General features: G+C 63.5%; 11 protein-coding genes and 1 tRNA gene. 7 read left to right on the plus strand and 5 right to left on the minus strand.

Translation table 11 applies throughout. The annotated features are described in order from the left end of the window. Positions 1-107: 107 nt before the first annotated feature. The gene (gene lipB, locus ACGYLO_RS13560) at positions 108-788 is read right to left on the minus strand and encodes a lipoyl(octanoyl) transferase LipB (RefSeq protein WP_271689620.1); all 681 of its coding nucleotides are present in this window, start codon (positions 786-788) and stop codon (positions 108-110) included. Between the two features lie 46 nt (positions 789-834). Beyond that, positions 835-1,515, minus strand: coding sequence for a DsbA family oxidoreductase (locus ACGYLO_RS13565; RefSeq protein WP_271689621.1), 681 nt, complete (start codon positions 1,513-1,515; stop codon positions 835-837). Positions 1,516-1,735: 220 nt separating this feature from the next. On the opposite strand from ACGYLO_RS13565, the gene ACGYLO_RS13570 reads away from it, so the two are divergent. The 3 genes from ACGYLO_RS13570 to ACGYLO_RS13580 all read left to right on the plus strand — a co-directional run bounded on the left by ACGYLO_RS13570 (position 1,736) and on the right by ACGYLO_RS13580 (position 8,266). Continuing rightward, positions 1,736-1,821, plus strand: a tRNA-Leu gene (locus ACGYLO_RS13570). Positions 1,822-2,111: 290 nt separating this feature from the next. Next, the gene (locus ACGYLO_RS13575; protein ID WP_271689622.1) at positions 2,112-3,926 is read left to right on the plus strand and encodes an autotransporter assembly complex family protein; all 1,815 of its coding nucleotides are present in this window, start codon (positions 2,112-2,114) and stop codon (positions 3,924-3,926) included. Then, positions 3,926-8,266: a translocation/assembly module TamB domain-containing protein gene (locus ACGYLO_RS13580; RefSeq protein ID WP_271689623.1), complete on the plus strand. Its 4,341-nt coding sequence runs from the start codon at positions 3,926-3,928 to the stop codon at positions 8,264-8,266. Before ACGYLO_RS13575 ends, ACGYLO_RS13580 begins: the two co-directional genes overlap by 1 nt. 32 nt (positions 8,267-8,298) lie before the next feature. On the opposite strand, the gene ACGYLO_RS13585 is transcribed toward ACGYLO_RS13580, so the two are convergent. Further along, complete coding sequence (locus ACGYLO_RS13585; RefSeq protein WP_394374201.1) at positions 8,299-8,835, minus strand: flavin reductase family protein; 537 nt, start codon at positions 8,833-8,835, stop codon at positions 8,299-8,301. Between the two features lie 260 nt (positions 8,836-9,095). Between ACGYLO_RS13585 and ACGYLO_RS13590 the strand changes: the two genes are divergently transcribed. Further along, on the plus strand, positions 9,096-9,602 hold the full coding sequence (locus ACGYLO_RS13590) for a DUF992 domain-containing protein (RefSeq protein WP_271689624.1): 507 nt from the start codon (positions 9,096-9,098) through the stop codon (positions 9,600-9,602). 72 nt (positions 9,603-9,674) lie between these two features. Here the strand turns inward: ACGYLO_RS13590 and ACGYLO_RS13595 are convergent, their stop codons facing one another. Both ACGYLO_RS13595 and acs read right to left on the minus strand, forming a co-directional pair. Continuing rightward, positions 9,675-10,247 carry an MOSC domain-containing protein gene (locus tag ACGYLO_RS13595; RefSeq protein ID WP_271689625.1) on the minus strand — a complete coding sequence of 191 codons (573 nt, stop codon included), beginning with the start codon at positions 10,245-10,247 and terminating at the stop codon, positions 9,675-9,677. 60 nt (positions 10,248-10,307) lie between these two features. Then, complete coding sequence (gene acs / locus ACGYLO_RS13600; RefSeq protein WP_271689626.1) at positions 10,308-12,263, minus strand: acetate--CoA ligase; 1,956 nt, start codon at positions 12,261-12,263, stop codon at positions 10,308-10,310. A gap of 349 nt (positions 12,264-12,612) precedes the next feature. On the opposite strand from acs, the gene ACGYLO_RS13605 reads away from it, so the two are divergent. The 3 genes from ACGYLO_RS13605 to ACGYLO_RS13615 all read left to right on the plus strand — a co-directional run bounded on the left by ACGYLO_RS13605 (position 12,613) and on the right by ACGYLO_RS13615 (position 15,756). Beyond that, a complete protein-coding gene (locus ACGYLO_RS13605; RefSeq protein WP_271689627.1) occupies positions 12,613-13,629 on the plus strand; it encodes a C4-dicarboxylate TRAP transporter substrate-binding protein in 1,017 nt (338 codons plus the stop codon). A gap of 97 nt (positions 13,630-13,726) precedes the next feature. Beyond that, entirely contained in the window at positions 13,727-14,356 is a 630-nt protein-coding gene (locus tag ACGYLO_RS13610; protein WP_067260512.1) for a TRAP transporter small permease subunit, read from the plus strand. Beyond that, positions 14,356-15,756: a TRAP transporter large permease gene (locus ACGYLO_RS13615; RefSeq protein ID WP_209218615.1), complete on the plus strand. Its 1,401-nt coding sequence runs from the start codon at positions 14,356-14,358 to the stop codon at positions 15,754-15,756. Before ACGYLO_RS13610 ends, ACGYLO_RS13615 begins: the two co-directional genes overlap by 1 nt. Positions 15,757-15,762: the final 6 nt, after the last annotated feature.

Consider the following 15,762-nt stretch of genomic DNA (forward strand, 5'->3'; position numbering starts at 1 on the left):
TCTCGTGGGGGCAATGGGCGCGATGGTCGCAGGGTGGGTATTTTTTGCGCTGTGGCTGTCGCCGTAAAATCCGGCCTTTGGGCCGCTTGGCGCGTGCTTTGCCGCTGTTAGGGGGTGATGTCGCAGCTGCCTGTGGGGGCGCTGGCAAAGACCTCATCAAAGGTGGCGCGCAGGGCAAGATCGACATCGTCCATCGTCACGGGCAGACCCAGATCGACCAGTGAGGTCACCCCATGGTTCGTGATGCCGCAGGGCACGATGCCGCCAAAATGGCTGAGGTCCGGCTCCACATTGATGCTGATGCCGTGGAAGCTGACCCATTTGCGGAGCCTGATTCCAATGGCGGCGATCTTGTCTTCGGCGGGGCTGCCATCGGGCTGGGCGGGTTTCTCGGGCCGTTGCACCCAAACGCCGACGCGACCGGGGCGGATTTCGCCGCGCAGGTTGAATTGATCCAACGTGGCGATGACCCAATTTTCGAGCTGGCGCACGAAACAGCGCACATCGCGTCCCCGAGCGGCGACGTTGAGCATCACATAGGCCACACGCTGGCCCGGCCCGTGGTAGGTATACTGCCCACCGCGCCGGGTGGGGTAGACGGGAAAGCGGTCAGGCTCTGTCAGGTCTTCGACCCGCGCCGAGGTTCCGCCGGTGTAGAGCGGCGGATGTTCGACCAGCCAGATGCATTCCTCGGCCTCACCGGCGGCGATGGCGGTGGCGCGCGCCTCCATCCACGCCTCGGCGCTGCGGTAATCGGTCAAGCCGTCGGTGATGATCCATTCAACCATGGGGATGCCTTAGCAAGACCCGCGCCGCACCGCCAGAGGCACAGTGTCAGGCGGCGGCGTCGCGTTCCTCCAAGACCTTGCGCAGGATTTGGGCGTAGTTTTCAGCCCCCTGCGCCCCGGTGATCAGGTATTTGCCCTCGAAGATCATCGACGGCACGCCGGAGATGCCGCGCGAAGTCCAGAATTGCTGCGCTTCGCGGGTCTGTTCGGCAAAGCTGCCGCTGCGGAGCACCTCAAGCGCCTCATCCCGGTCCAACCCGACGGAAGCGGCAACATCGGCGAGCACATCAGTGTCGTTCACATTGCGCCCTTGGGTGAAATGCGCGTCAAAAAGGGCCATCTTCAGCGGGTGTTGCAGCCCTTGGGCCTGCGCCCATGTCAGCAGTTGATGCGCGGCAAAGGTGTTTTGCATCCGCGTGTCGTCGGAAAAGTTGAAGGTAAAGCCCAAGTCTTGGCCCATCTGCGTTAGCCGTTTGCGATTCTCGACCGACTGAGCAGGGGTGGAGCCGTATTTCTCGGCCAGATGTTCGGCCATGTTCTGGCCTTCGGCTGGCATCTGCGGGTTCAACTCAAAGGGGTGCCAACGCAGGTAGGCGCCGACGCCAACCGCGCCGAGTGCTTGCTCAAGTTGTTTGTAGCCCACGATACACCAAGGGCACATCACATCCGATACGATGTCGATCTGCACGGTGGGGGTATCTGTGGGGGTGGCGGTGTCTGCGGGCATGGCGTGTTCCTTCTTGCTTGCGTCACAGATGGCCCGCCGAACGCGCGCTTTCAACGGTTGAGCCGTCAGATTGTAGGGCGGTAAGGGGATTGTGATCGGGGGTGCGGCTGCGGAAAATCGGGGGCTGAACCCGCTTTCTGAAACGCATTGAAAAAATTTGCAGATTGCCTCTTCACAAGCCCTTGGTCTTTGGCTAAACCCCGCCCACCAACCATGGCGTGCGGTCGTGGCGGAATGGTAGACGCGCAGCGTTGAGGTCGCTGTGGGGTAACACCCGTGAGAGTTCGAGTCTCTCCGACCGCACCACCATGCTTTGCAATGCAAAGCGATGGTCGGACCCCCTGAAAGAAAAAACGTTTTTGCCCTCGTCTCGGGCCGTGGTCAGCCTACAGTCTTGCTGCGCGGTATCTTGCCGATTCCGCGCGTGACACCTGCGCGGGGCGGGGCAGGCCGTTCTCATTGCGCGATTCCCCCGGCAGAGTGTTTGCAGCCAAGGCGGCAATGCCGTTTAACGGTTGCTAAGAATAAGGCCCGTTTGGGCGGGCAAAGGAGAACCGGCGCGAAAACCGGGGTGACGAACGCAAGGAGGGTAGCGCGTGGCGCAACAAGGGCAGACTCAAGGGGCGGCGCTTTGTCTCGCTCTTGGACTACTTCTTGGCGGGGGGGCTGCGGCACAGGCGGCGGAACTGGCCATCACTGGCATCGCAGCGGATTCGGACCTCTATGCCACCCTGCGCGATGGGTCCTTGTTGGCCGAGCAGACCGATGAGGATGCCGAGCCTGCCACGCCGCAGGAATTGGTCGCCGCGGCGCAGGCCGATTACGGGCGGCTTTTGGCGCTGCTTTACGACAACGGGTATTTCGGGCCGACGCTCAAGATCACCTTGGATGGCGTCGATGCCGCCGCGATTCCTCCTGTGCAACCGCCGCGCCGCATCGACCGGGCCGTGATCACGGTAGACCCGGGGCCGAAGTTCCGCTTTGGCGCGACCCGCATCGCGCCCATAGCCCCGGGCACCGAGTTGCCGGACGGATTTGCCGCGGGGGAGACCGCGAGCCTTGGCGTGCTGAAGGAAACCGTCTCGGCCGGGGTCAGCGGTTGGCGTGACGTGGGCCACGCGAAAGCGGCATTGGCGGATCAAGATCTTGTGGCCAAACACCGTGAGCGCCAGATCGACGCTGCCCTGCGGCTGGCCCCGGGGCCAAAGCTGCGTTTTGGCGTGCTGACTGTGACCGGCAACGAAGACGTGCGCACCGCGCGGCTGATCGAAATCGCAGGGCTGCCACAGGGGGAGGTCTTCTCGCCCGAAGAGTTGGAACTGGCCACCGAACGGCTGCGCCGCACCGGCGCGTTCGACGCCGTGGCGCTCATCGAAGCGGATCGGATTGGCCCCAACGACACGCTGCCCATCACCGCGCAGGTGACCGAAGCGCCCAAGCGGCGCTTTGGCTTTGGTGCGGAACTGTCCTCGCTCGAAGGGCTGACGCTGAGCACTTTCTGGCTGCACCGCAATCTGTTGGGCGGGGCCGAACGTCTGCGCCTCTCGGCTGAGATCGAAGGGATCGGCGGCAATTCGGGGGGGGAGGACTATACGCTCTCTACCCGGTTCGAACGTCCGGCGACCTTTAACGAAGATACCGATTTCTACGCGCTGGCCACGTTGGAACAGCTTGATGAGGTGAATTACTTCTCCCGCCAGTTGGATCTGGAGGCGGGGATCGAGCGGATTGCCAACCAGAATCGCACCTATTCCGCGGGCCTCGGCCTGCGTGTGGCCGAGACCGAGGATGCCTTCGGCACCAACCAATACACCCTGCTGACCCTGCCGCTGGGGGCCGAGTTTGACTACCGCGACAAGGAACTGGACGCGACCGAGGGCTATTACATCGACGCCAATATCACGCCCTTCGTCGCGCTGTCGGGGTCTGAAAGCGGGCTGCGCAGCTATCTTGATGCGCGCTACTACCGCAGCTTCGGGACGGAGCGCCCGGTGACGCTGGCCTTCCGGGGGCAGCTTGGATCGGTTGCAGGGCCGGACCTGTCGGAAGCGCCGGCGGATTACCTCTTTTACTCCGGCGGGGGCGGCAGCGTGCGCGGACAACCCTATCAAACGCTTGGGGTTGAACTGCCGAGCGGCGACACCGTGGGCGGGCGCAGCTTTGTCGGGCTATCAGCAGAGGCGCGCGTGGCCCTGACCGAGAAGATCGGCGTCGTGGGCTTTGCCGATGCGGGCTATATCGGGTCGGAAGAATTCTACGACGGATCAGGCACTTGGCACTCGGGCGCAGGTCTGGGGCTGCGCTATGCCACGGGCATCGGGCCGATCCGGCTGGACGTGGCCGTGCCCACATCGGGGCCGGAAGTGGATGAAGATTTCCAAGTCTATATCGGGATTGGACAGGCGTTTTAATGCGACAGTTTTTGCAGATCCTCACCGCCAGCCTTGTCTATCTGGCCTGCCTCACACCGGCTGCCGCACAGGATGACGACAAGGGCTTTCTCACCCGGACCATTCAAGACGCGCTGAGCGGCGCGGGCCGCACCGTCAGCATCGACGGATTCGCAGGGGCGCTGAGTTCGGAGGCCTCCTTTGATCGGATGACGATTGCGGATGACGATGGCATCTGGCTGACACTTGACGATGTGGTCCTGGATTGGAACCGTTCGGCCCTGCTGCGCGGACGGCTGGAGGTCGAACAACTCACCGCCGGACGGCTCGATGTCGAGCGTCTGCCGGTCAGCAATGAAGTCGATCTGCCCGATGCCGAGGCCAAACCCTTTGCCTTGCCCGATCTGCCTGTCTCCATCGAAATCGCGGATTTCTCGGTGGATGAGATCAACTTGGGCGAGCCGATCTTGGGCGAGGCGGCGCAGCTTTCGGTAAGCGCCAATGCACGGCTGACCGATACGGTCGGCATCGTCGATTTTCAGGCCCGCCGCACCGATGGCAAACGGGGCGAGTTCGACATTCAGGCCGATTTCGACCGCACCGAAAATGCGCTGGACCTGTTGTTGAACTTGACCGAAGATCCCGAAGGCATCGCGTCGAAACTGCTGAACCTGCCGGGGCAGCCTTCGGTGCAGATGACCGTGAAAGGCGCAGGGCCGCTGGATGATTTTGCGACCGACGTGACCATCGCCACCGATGGGCAAGAGCGTTTGGCGGGGCAGGTGACCCTTGGCACGCAGGCCCCACGCCGCGCCAGCGATACACCGGACCGCCGCATTCAAGCCGATATCGGCGGCGACATCACTGCGCTGCTCGCCCCGCGCTACCGCGACTTCTTCGGCGAGGACGTGCGGCTGGCGCTGGATGCACTGCTGGAAAGCAACGGTGCGGTTGAGGTCAGCAGCTTTGCCCTTGCCGCGAATTCCGTCGATCTGCAGGGGCAGGTCACGTTGAACCAAGAGAAATGGCCGACACTGATCGACATCTCAGGCCGGATCGCAAACCCAGATGGCACCTCGACCCTGTTGCCGATTTCGGGTGAGGGCACGCGGGTCGAGGCCGTGACTCTGCGCGTGGACTACGATGCCGCGGATGGCGACCGCTTTGAAAGTGCGTTCGACATCACCGGGCTGGACACGGGCGCGCTGCAAATTGCGCAGACCCAACTGGCGCTCGACGGTATTCTCGAAGGCAACCTTGGCAGTTTGGGGCAATTCTTTGGCGATGTGACCTTTGCCACCGAGGGGCTGACGCTGACCGATCCGGCAAGTGCCGAGGCCGTCGGCGATGCGATCACCGGCAGCGCCGAAATCCGCTTTGTCGAAGGTGAACCGATTGAGATCAACGGGCTGACCCTATCGGGCGAAGACTATGGCCTGACCGGCGAAGCCGCGATCGACGGGGTGGATAGCGGGCTGCTCACCCAGCTGAAGATGACGCTCAAAGCCCAAGATATCAGTCGCTTTTCCGCGCTGGCGGGTCGCGATATCGCGGGAGCCACGGCGCTGGCGCTGAACGGCACGGTCACGCCTTTGGGCGGCATGTTCGATCTGGCGATTGCCGGGGGGACCGATGACCTTGAGATCGGGATCGAACAGGCCGATGCGGTTCTCGCGGGGCGGACCAGCCTTAGCATGGTGGCGAAACGCAACGAGACGGGGACTTTCCTGCGCGATCTTGAGTTAAAGAACGATGCGCTGGACCTGACCGGCGATGTCGAATTGCGCAGCGAAGACAGCCGCGCGGCCTTGGACTTCACGCTCGCCGATGTTGGGCTGGTGCTGCCGCAATACCAAGGGCCCGTTGCGGTCAAGGCCACAGCGGTGCAAGAGCCGCGCGGCTGGGTTGTCGACGCGGTCACCGATGGCCCCTATGACGCGGCGCTGACCGTTTCGGGCTTGGCCACGGGAGAGGATGCGCAAATCGACTTCACCGCCGATATCCCCCGGATCGAAGATTTCCTGCCCGAGGCGGATATCACCGGCCCGGTCACCGCCAAGGGCGCATTGCGCCAGACGCCGCAGGGGTGGGAGATCGACACCGAAGCCAGCGGCCCGTTGGAGGCGCAGGCCTCGGTCGAAGGGTTGGTCACGCCGCGCGTCGATGTGGCCTTTGACCTGTCGCTGCCCGATATCCAACCCCTCGTCCCGCAGATCAACGGCGGGGTGGCGGCCAGCGGCACGGTAGAGCAGACCGAACAGGGGTTTGTCGTCGATACCATCGCCAATGGCCCCTACGACAGCCGCGTCGCGGTCGAAGGCTTGGCGACGGGGCCTGACATGGCGCTGCGCTTTGACCTGACCTTGCCGGATGTCAGCCCGCTCGCCCCCGGGGTGAACGGGCCGCTGGCGGCCCAAGGCACGGTGCGGCAGCAGGAGAGCGGCATTGCCGTGGATGTCGCCGCGCGTGGCCCCTATGGCAGCAGCGCCGTGGTTGAAGGGCTGGCCACCGGCCCGAATATGGCGCTCAGCTTTGACCTCTCAGTGCCCGACGTCAGCCCCCTCGCACCCGGTGTGAACGGCCCGCTTTCGGCCACGGGCGACATCCGTCAGACCGATGACGGAATCGCCGTGGATGTCAGCGCCGATGGCCCCTATGGCAGTAGCGCCATGGTCGAAGGGCTGGTGACCGGAGAGGTCTCTCTTCGGTTCGACGTCTCGGTGCCCAACGTGAACCCGCTGGTGCCCAGCGTCTCAGGCTCTTTCGCGGCCAACGGCGTGGCGCGTCAGACCGAAAACGGCGTGGTCCTCGATGCCAGCGCCAGCGGCCCCTATGGCGCACGGGCGACGGTCGAAGGCTTGGTCACCGGCCCCAATGCGGCGGTCGATTTCCAGTTGAACATGCCTGACATCGGCGCCTTGGTGGAACAGGTAAACGGCCCGCTCAGCGTCGCAGGCTCGGCCCGGCGCGAGGGGGAGGCCTGGCGCATCGACACCAGTGCCAATGGCCCCGCAGGCACGCAGGCGACTGTGGCAGGGCTGGTGAATACCGACGGGACGCTGAACCTCGATATCGCGGGCAATGCGCCGCTTGGGCTCTCGCGTCCCTTCCTCGCCCCGCGTAATTTGCAGGGGCAAGCGCGGTTCGATTTGCAAATCAACGGACCGGCGGCGCTGTCGTCGGTCAGCGGGCGCATTACCACCAGCGGCGCGACCTTCACCGCGCCGAACCTGCGGGTGGCGTTGCGGGGGATCGACGCGGATGTTCAGCTTGGGGGTAACCGGGCGCAGCTCAATGTGACCGGTCAGGCCGTCGATGGCGGAGAGCTGCGCGTGGCGGGGGCGATCACCCTGACACCGGCCTTGCCTGCGGATATCAACGTGACCCTGCGCAACCTCGTCTATGCGGACCCGAGCCTTTACAGCACTACGCTGAACGGCGATCTGCGGCTTGCAGGTCCCTTGAGCGGGGGGGCGCAGATTACCGGGGTGATCAACGCGGGCGAGACGAATATTCAGGTTCCCGCAACGGGTCTGACCTCGATCGGGGACATCCCGCAGATCACCCATGTCAACGCGCCTGCCGATGTGCTGGCGACCCGCCGCAAGGCCGGGTTGGAGGGGGTCGAGGCCGAGGACGACCCTGCGGCGGAGGCGTCCGGCCCCGGGTTCGGGCTGGACCTGCAACTCAACGCGCCGAACCGGATTTACGTCCGGGGCCGCGGGCTGGATGCGGAACTGGGCGGCGCGCTGAACCTCAGCGGCACCACCAACCGCATCATCTCGGCCGGGCGGTTCGAGTTGATCCGCGGGCGGCTCGATATCTTGGGCAAACGCTTCTTGCTCGACGAAGGGTCGATCCAGTTTCAGGGCGATTTCATCCCCTATATCCGGTTCGTCACTTCGACCGATACCGAAGCGGGGGAGGTGCGTGTCATCGTGAGCGGCCCGGCGAATGAGCCGGAGGTCACTTTCGAATCCACCCCCGCCGCGCCGCAGGACGAGGTGCTGTCGCAGCTGCTCTTTGGGCGCAACATCTCGGAAATCTCGGCCTTTCAGGCGCTGCAATTGGCCAGTGCCGTGGCGACCCTCGCAGGGCGCGGCGGCGACGGGGTGATCGGCAACCTGCGTGAGGGCTTTGGCCTCGACGATCTGGACGTGACCACCACCGAGGATGGCGAGACGGCGCTGAGGCTGGGGAAATACCTGACCGACAACGTCTATACCGATGTGACGGCGGCCTCGGATGGCACGGGGGAGGTGTCGCTCAACCTCGATATCACCGAAAGCCTGACGGCCAAGGGCACGTTGGGGTCGGATGGCGACAGCAGCATCGGCATCTTTTTCGAGCGGGATTACTGAGAAACGGGGCGCCTTGCGGGGCGCCCTTTCGCCTAGGCTTCGTCGCGCGGGGTGAAGCGGCCATAGCGGCCTTGGTCGAACATCAGCCCCGCCGCGCCATCCTCGCGCAGGGCGACCTGCTGAACATGACCTAAGATCAGGGAATGATCGCCCGCCGGGTGTACTGCGTAGGTGTTGCAGTGAAAACGCGCGAGGCAGCCCGCGAAAGTGGGCACCCCGGCGGCATCTTCATCCCAGTCAAAACCGGAAAAGTCATGCCCCTGACCAGCGAAACGCTGGGCCAGATCCTCTTGATCCGCGCCCAGCACGTGAATGCAAAAGGACGCCGCCGAGGTAAAACTGTCATGCCGTTTGGATGAGATAGCAGGCGACCACAGCACCAAAGGCGGGTCGAGCGAGACCGAGGCGAAGGAATTCGCAGTCATCCCCAAGGGGCCTTGGGCGGTTTTTACGGTCACCACGGTCACGCCGGTGCCGAAACGCCCGAAGGCACGGCGCAGCGCCGGGGCATCGCCGCTGTCGGGCGCGAAGGGGATCAGATCATCACTCATAGCGACAAGCGGTGCCATGTGGCGGCTGATTTGTCCAGCGGTGCCGGGGCGTTGCGCATCGGCCCTCTTGCGCGGATTTTTGCCCCCGCGGTTGGGCCGAGGAACCGCCGCCAAGGCCCGGCGTTGGGCCAGCGATGAGAGGCATCATCGGCCCCAATTGGTGTCGATGCTGGCTGTCTGAAAGGGGCGGCGCAGGAGGTCTGCGCCGTCTGTCCAAGGCACCCGAATGCCGTTCACAGCAGAAAAGGCGCGTCTCGTCGCGCCGGAAAGTGACAAAGATGATGTATGCAAGCAAACTCACCCTCGGCGCGGCCCTTCTGAGCGCCACCGCCTTCGGCTCCACCGCGATGGCCGATGACAATGAGACCGTCGACCACGTCGAGATCGGCTCCCTGTCTTGCGATGTGGGCGAGGGCACCGGCTTCGTCTTCGGCTCCACCCGTGAGCTGACCTGTACCTTCAACCCCATCCAAGAAGGTCTCGAAGATGAGACCTATGTGGGCGAGATCAACCGCTGGGGCGTCGATATCGGCAAGACCGAGAACGGCCAGATGTCATGGCTGGTGCTGGCCCCGACCGAGCAGGAATATTCCGAAGGCGGGCTGAACGGCAGCTACAAAGGCGTTTCCGCCGAGGCGACCGTCGGTGTCGGCGCGGGGGCCAACCTGATGACGGGTGGTTCCGAGAACACATTGGCGCTTCAGCCGCTGAGCGTGAATACCCAGAGCGGCGTGAACTTTGCCGTGGGCGTGGGTGAGATCAACCTTCAGCGCGTCGAAGGCTAAACCCGCGCGAAAACGCTTGAACTGACGATCCGGGCCGTCCCTTGGGGGCGGCCTATTTCTATGTGAGAGGCGTCAGAGCTTGGTCAGCCGGTCCCCATGGCGAACGGTGCCGTCTTGCACGATTTTGCACAGAACGCCGCGCAGCCGATGCGGGCGGTTTTCCTTTCGGTTGATCCACCGCAGGCTGTCTTGGCCATAGCGGTCGCGCCATTTGACGCAGCCGGTGTTGAACTTATCGCTCACCTCCAGCACCGCAGACCCGGCTTGAAGGCGCGTGCCGACGGGCAGGTTCTCATGGCCGAGGTCCATGTCCACGATCATCGTATCGCCGGGGTGCGGCGTGTTTGCGCGGTCGCGCCAGCAAAGATCCATCACGCGTTTGGGCAGGATGGAGACCTGTATCCGCGGATCGGGGCTTCCGTCAGGCAGGGTCAGCCAAGGTTTCTCGGTCCAACGTTCGCCAAGGATGCCTTGGGCCACCGTCAGATCCAGTTCATCACGGAAATCCCGCTCCCCGTAATCGGGGCGAAAGCAAAGTTCTTCGATCACGGCGCTATCCTTGGGCGCGGCGAGGATATCCGGCAGGGCGGCGTCACATTCCGCAGCGGAGGCGGGCGGCGGCACTTGGGGGGCGGTTTGGTCCATGTCTCTCTTTCTCATGCAACGCGGTGCGGGGGCAGGCAGCCGCCCGCGCCGCGCAGGGTGTCAGCGGTTCATGCGGTTGCCGATCAGATCGTCCACCACGCCGGGGTCCGCCAGCGTCGAGGTGTCGCCCAATGCGCCGTAATCATCCTCGGCGATCTTGCGCAGGATGCGGCGCATGATCTTGCCCGAACGTGTTTTTGGCAGGCCCGGTGCCCATTGGATCAGATCGGGCGAGGCTATGGGGCCGATCTCTTGCCGGACCCAATTGCGCAGCTCGGCCCGCAACTCTTCGGAAGGTTCCTCACCGCTCATCAAGGTGACATAGCAATAGATGCCTTGGCCTTTGACGTCATGCGGGTAGCCGACCACGGCGGCTTCGGCCACTTTGTCATGGGCGACGAGGGCGCTTTCCACCTCGGCGGTGCCCATGCGGTGGCCCGAGACGTTGATCACATCGTCAACGCGGCCCGTGATCCAGTAGTCGCCATCGGCATCGCGTTTGCAGCCGTCGCCGGTGAAGTAATAGCCCGGGTAATCGGCGAAATAGGTCTTTTCGAACCTTTCGTGATCACCCCAGACGGTGCGCATCTGCCCCGGCCAGCTGTCGGCGATGCAAAGCACGCCCTCGGCGGGGTTGCCGTCGATCTCTTGACCCGATGTTGGGTCCAGCACCACCGGTTTGACGCCGAAGAAGGGTTTCATCGCGGCCCCCGGTTTCATGTCATGCGCGCCGGGCAGGGGGGTCATCAGATGGCCGCCGGTCTCGGTCTGCCACCACGTGTCGACAATGGGGCAGCGGTTCTGGCCGACGACCTCGTGATACCAGTTCCACGCCTCGGGGTTGATCGGCTCGCCCACGGTGCCAAGAATGCGCAGCGAGGACAGATCGCTTTTGGTCACATAGTCATTGCCTTGCCCCATCAGCGCGCGGATCGCGGTGGGGGCGGTGTAGAACTGCGTGACTTTGTGCTTTTCGCAGACCTGCCAGAAACGGCTGGCATCGGGGTAGGTGGGCACGCCTTCGAACATCAGCGTGGTCGCGCCATTGGCCAGCGGGCCATAGACGATGTAGCTGTGGCCGGTGACCCAGCCTACATCCGCCGTGCACCAGTAGATGTCGCCGTCGTGGTAATCGAACGTCACCTCATGGGTCAGCGCCGCATAGGTGATATAGCCGCCGGTGGTATGGACCACGCCCTTGGGCTGGCCGGTGGAGCCTGAGGTGTAGAGGATGAAGAGCGGGTCTTCGGCGCCCATCGCCTCTGCTTCGCAGGTCTCGGCGGCATCCTTGATCAGTGCGTTGTAATCACGGTCGCGGGCATCGTCCCATGCCACGTCACCGCCCGTGCGGCGCACCACAAGGCATTGCACGGACGCATCGCATTGCGCCAGCGCCTTGTCGGCATTGGCCTTGAGCGGTGTGGCCTTGCCGCCGCGCGGCGCTTCATCCGCGGTGATCACCACCTTCGCCTCGCAGCCGTTCACCCGCGCGGCCAAAGCATCGGGCGAGAAGCCTGCGAAAACGATCGAGTGAATCGCCCCGATCCGCGCGCAGGCCAGCATGGCATAGGCGGCTTCGGGGATCATCGGCATATAGATGATCACGCGGTCGCCTTTGCCCACGCCGAGATCACGCAGCACATTGGCCATGCGGCAGGTGGCGCTGTGGAGCTCGCGGTAACTGATGTGTTTGGCCTCATCCTCGGGGCTGTCCGGCTCCCAGATGATCGCGGTCTGATCGCCGCGCGTCTCAAGATGGCGGTCGATGCAATTGGCGCTGACGTTCAGCTCGCCATCCGCGAACCAATTGATGCTGACCGACCCAAGATCGAAGTTCACGTCGCGCACTTGGGTGAAGGGTTTGATCCAGTCGATCCGCTGCGCCTGTTCGCGCCAGAACCCATCGGTGTCGGTGACCGATGCTTGGTACATCTTGTCATAGGTCTGCGCGTCCACATGGGCCCGGGCGGCCATGTCGGCGGATGGCGGATAGGTCTTGGCGGTGGCGTCGGACATGGTGGTTCCTCCCTTGATGTTCGCATCGCCACGGGGCGCGGGTCTAACCCGGTGGCCGTGGCGTCCTCCTCAGCCGGATCATAGCGGCCCGTGAAAAGAAGGGAATAAGCAACTGGATTACAAGGGCTTGCCTGTAAAGGTTTTTCCCGATCGGGGCGATTCCTGTAAATTTTTCGCTCTTACCCGGTGATTGGCGCGGTTTTTCAAAGCCTTGCCAGTCAAACTTGGCGCTACTGTCTTGCGGCTGTCGTATTTGCGCGGCATGACGGGGTTGGCAGGCCAGCCCCCGCGGGGTAGCCTGTGCGCCAATCCGCCCACCCAAGGGCGGCAACTATGGGAGAGAGCCATCATGAAAAATCTGCTCAGCGGTGCCGCCGCCTGTGCGCTGACTGTCGCGTTTGTAAGCGAAGCTGCCGCGACCGAATGGAACGCCTCGGTCTGGGGCAAGCGCCGCGCCTTCACCGAACATGTGGAAAAGATTGCCGAACTGGTTTCTGAGAAGACCGACGGCGAATTCACCATCAACGTCAGCTACGGCGGCCTGTCCAAGAACCGCGAAAACCTCGATGGTATCTCCATCGGCGCTTTCGAGATGGCCCAGTTCTGCGCCGGCTACCACGCCGATAAGAACCGCGCGATCACCGTGCTGGAACTGCCGTTTCTGGGGGTGAGCAACCTTGAAGAGGAAGTCGCGGTTTCCAAAGCGGTCTATGACCACCCCGCCGTCGCCAAGGAGATGGCGCAGTGGAACGCGAAAATGCTGATGACCTCGCCCATGCCGCAGTACAACCTTGTCGGCACCGGCGATCCGCGCACCACGCTGGAAGATTTCGACGGCATGCGCGTCCGCGCCACCGGCGGTCTGGGCAAAGCCTTTGAAGCTGTCGGCGCCGTGCCCACATCCGTGACCGCGACCGAAGCCTATAACGCGATGGAATCGGGTGTCGTTGACACCGTGGCCTTCGCCCAGCACGCGCATCTGTCCTTTGGCACCATCAACAAGGCCGACTGGTGGACCGCGAACCTCAACCCCGGCACCGTGAACTGCCCCGTTGTGGTGAACATCGACGCCTATGAGATGCTGAGCGACGAAGAGCGCGAAGCGCTCGACAGCTCGGTCGATGAGGCGCTGGATCACTACCTCGCCAACTATGCGGAACTCCTGGAGAAATGGGATTCCGTTCTCGAAGAGAAAGGCGTGGAGAAGGTTGAGTATTCTCCCGAAGTCATCGCCGAGTTCAAAGAGAAAGCGGCCGATCCCGCGCGCGAAGCATGGATCGAGAACATGGAAGCGCAGGGCATCCCGGGTCAGGAACTCTATGACCTCGTGATGGAGACGCTGGAAAAAGAGCGTGCCTCGAACTAAGCCCAGCCGGGCATGACTGTGAGGGCCGTGCGGATTGACCGCGCGGCCCTTTCGACTTCCAAAACGCAACAAACAGACTTTCTGAAAAGGAGAGCCGATGGCCGGATCATCCGCCGTGCTGGAGGACAGCAGCCTCCTCAGCCGCCTCGACCGGGGCCTGCTGAAGCTGGAAACCTTCTTTGCCCTGATCTCGGGGCTTGCCGTTTTCTCACTGATGATACTGGCCGTCTGGTCCGTGGGAGGGCGCAAGTTCTTTTCCACGCCGCTGGCGGGCTATGTCGACTGGATCGAAGCGGCGATGCCTTTCATCGCCATCATGGGCATCGCCTATACCCAACGCATGGGCGGCCATGTGCGCATGGACATCCTGATCGGCCAGCTCAAGGGCCGCGCGCTTTGGGCGGCGGAACTGCTGTCGGTGGTGCTGATCCTTTTGCTGATGCTGGCGCTGACATGGGGCGCTTGGGCGCATTTCGACCGCAGCTTTGACATGAACGCCCCGATGTGGAGCCGCGACAGTTCGATCGACATCGGCCTGCCGATCTGGCCCAGCAAACTGGTGGTGCCGCTGGCTTTCGTCGTGATCTCTCTGCGGCTCTGCCTGCAAATTTGGGGCTATGGCCGAGCCTTGGTGCTGGGGCTGGAACGCCCCGTGGCCGTGCCGCTGGTGCAATCGGCGGCGGAACAAGCAATGGCCGAGGCCGAACAACTGGATGGACGTGACTGATGGATCCTATTGAAATCGGCCTTTGGGTCTCGGGCGGTATGCTCGTCATGGTGGTGCTTGGCATGCGGGTGGCCTTTGCCGCGGCCATGGCTGGGCTTGTCGGCCTGATCTGGATTTTCTGGGCCAAGAAGGGCATGGAGTGGGACCAGCTTGGCTGGGCGCTGACCGTGGCGATCAAGACCGCGGGCCAAGTGCCGCACTCGAAGGTATCGAGCCAGACCCTCTCGCTTATCCCGACCTTCATTCTGATCGGCTTTCTCGCCTATTACGCGGGCCTGACCAAGGCGATCTTTGAAGCGGCGAAACGTTGGTTCGCTTGGGTGCCGGGCGGTTTGGCGGTCTCGACCGTTTTCGCCACGGCGGGCTTTGCGGCAGTGTCTGGCGCGTCGGTCGCGACGGCGGCGGTCTTTGCCCGTATCGCCATCCCCGAAATGCTCAAGATCGGCTATAACAAGCAATTCGCAGCCGGTGTCGTGGCGGCAGGGGGCACGTTGGCCTCATTGATCCCGCCCTCGGCGATCCTTGTGATCTATGCCATCATCGTGGAGCAGGACGTGGGCAAGCTGTTGCTGGCGGGCTTCGTGCCCGGTGCCTTCTCAGCGGTGGTCTATGCGGTGCTGATCATCGGCATCGCGATGATCTGGAAAAGCGTCGGCCCGCCGGTGCGCGGCTTTACATGGGGCGAGCGTTTTGCCTCGCTCCCCGCTGCGATGCCGATTGTTGCCGTGGTCGTGATCATCATCTTTTTCGTCTACAACCCCTTCGGCGACGCTTGGGGCACCCCGACTGAGGGCGGGGCCGTGGGCGCCTTTATCGTCTTCTGCATGGCCGTCTTCCGTGGCATGCGGCTGGCCGAGTTGAAGGACGCGCTGCTGGAGACCGCGAAGCTGACCGTGATGATCTTTACCATCATCTGGGGCGTGCTGATCTATGTGCGTTTCCTCGGCTTCGCCGATCTGCCCGGTGCCTTCGCCGACTGGATTTCCTCGCTCGAAACCTCGCCGATGCTGATCCTGATCTGCATCCTCTTGGCCTATGCCGTGCTGGGGATGTTCATGGACGCCATCGGGATGCTGCTGCTGACGCTGCCGGTGGTCTATCCGGCGGTCATGGCGCTTAACGGGGGCGAGATGGTCTCGGCCGCCGACAGTGCCTTTGGCATGTCGGGTCCGATGTGCGCGATCTGGTTCGGGATTCTGGTGGTGAAAATGGCGGAGTTCTGTCTGATCACCCCGCCCATCGGCCTGAACTGCTTTGTCGTCGCGGGCGTGCGCCCCGACCTCAGCGTGCAGGACGTTTTCCGCGGCGTGATGCCCTTCTTCATCGCCGACGCGGTCACAATCGGCCTTCTGGTCGCCTTCCCGCAGATCGTGCTCTGGCTGCCGTCCCTCGCGGGATAAGCGGCC

This window comes from Sulfitobacter sp. 1A13353, assembly GCF_043557255.1.
Taxonomy (GTDB): domain Bacteria; phylum Pseudomonadota; class Alphaproteobacteria; order Rhodobacterales; family Rhodobacteraceae; genus Sulfitobacter; species Sulfitobacter faviae.

What these genes read in the sequence shown, in the direction of transcription:
- ACGYLO_RS13610 (WP_067260512.1), top strand. Translation starts at nt 13,727, where the DNA reads ATGGCCGGATCATCCGCCGTGCTGGAGGACAGCAGCCTCCTCAGCCGC.
- ACGYLO_RS13605 (WP_271689627.1), top strand. Translation starts at nt 12,613, where the DNA reads ATGAAAAATCTGCTCAGCGGTGCCGCCGCCTGTGCGCTGACTGTCGCG.
- ACGYLO_RS13590 (WP_271689624.1), top strand. Translation starts at nt 9,096, where the DNA reads ATGATGTATGCAAGCAAACTCACCCTCGGCGCGGCCCTTCTGAGCGCC.
- ACGYLO_RS13585 (WP_394374201.1), bottom strand. Translation starts at nt 8,835, where the DNA reads ATGGCACCGCTTGTCGCTATGAGTGATGATCTGATCCCCTTCGCGCCC.
- ACGYLO_RS13615 (WP_209218615.1), top strand. Translation starts at nt 14,356, where the DNA reads ATGGATCCTATTGAAATCGGCCTTTGGGTCTCGGGCGGTATGCTCGTC.
- ACGYLO_RS13565 (WP_271689621.1), bottom strand. Translation starts at nt 1,515, where the DNA reads ATGCCCGCAGACACCGCCACCCCCACAGATACCCCCACCGTGCAGATC.
- ACGYLO_RS13580 (WP_271689623.1), top strand. Translation starts at nt 3,926, where the DNA reads ATGCGACAGTTTTTGCAGATCCTCACCGCCAGCCTTGTCTATCTGGCC.
- ACGYLO_RS13595 (WP_271689625.1), bottom strand. Translation starts at nt 10,247, where the DNA reads ATGGACCAAACCGCCCCCCAAGTGCCGCCGCCCGCCTCCGCTGCGGAA.
- acs (WP_271689626.1), bottom strand. Translation starts at nt 12,263, where the DNA reads ATGTCCGACGCCACCGCCAAGACCTATCCGCCATCCGCCGACATGGCC.
- lipB (WP_271689620.1), bottom strand. Translation starts at nt 788, where the DNA reads ATGGTTGAATGGATCATCACCGACGGCTTGACCGATTACCGCAGCGCC.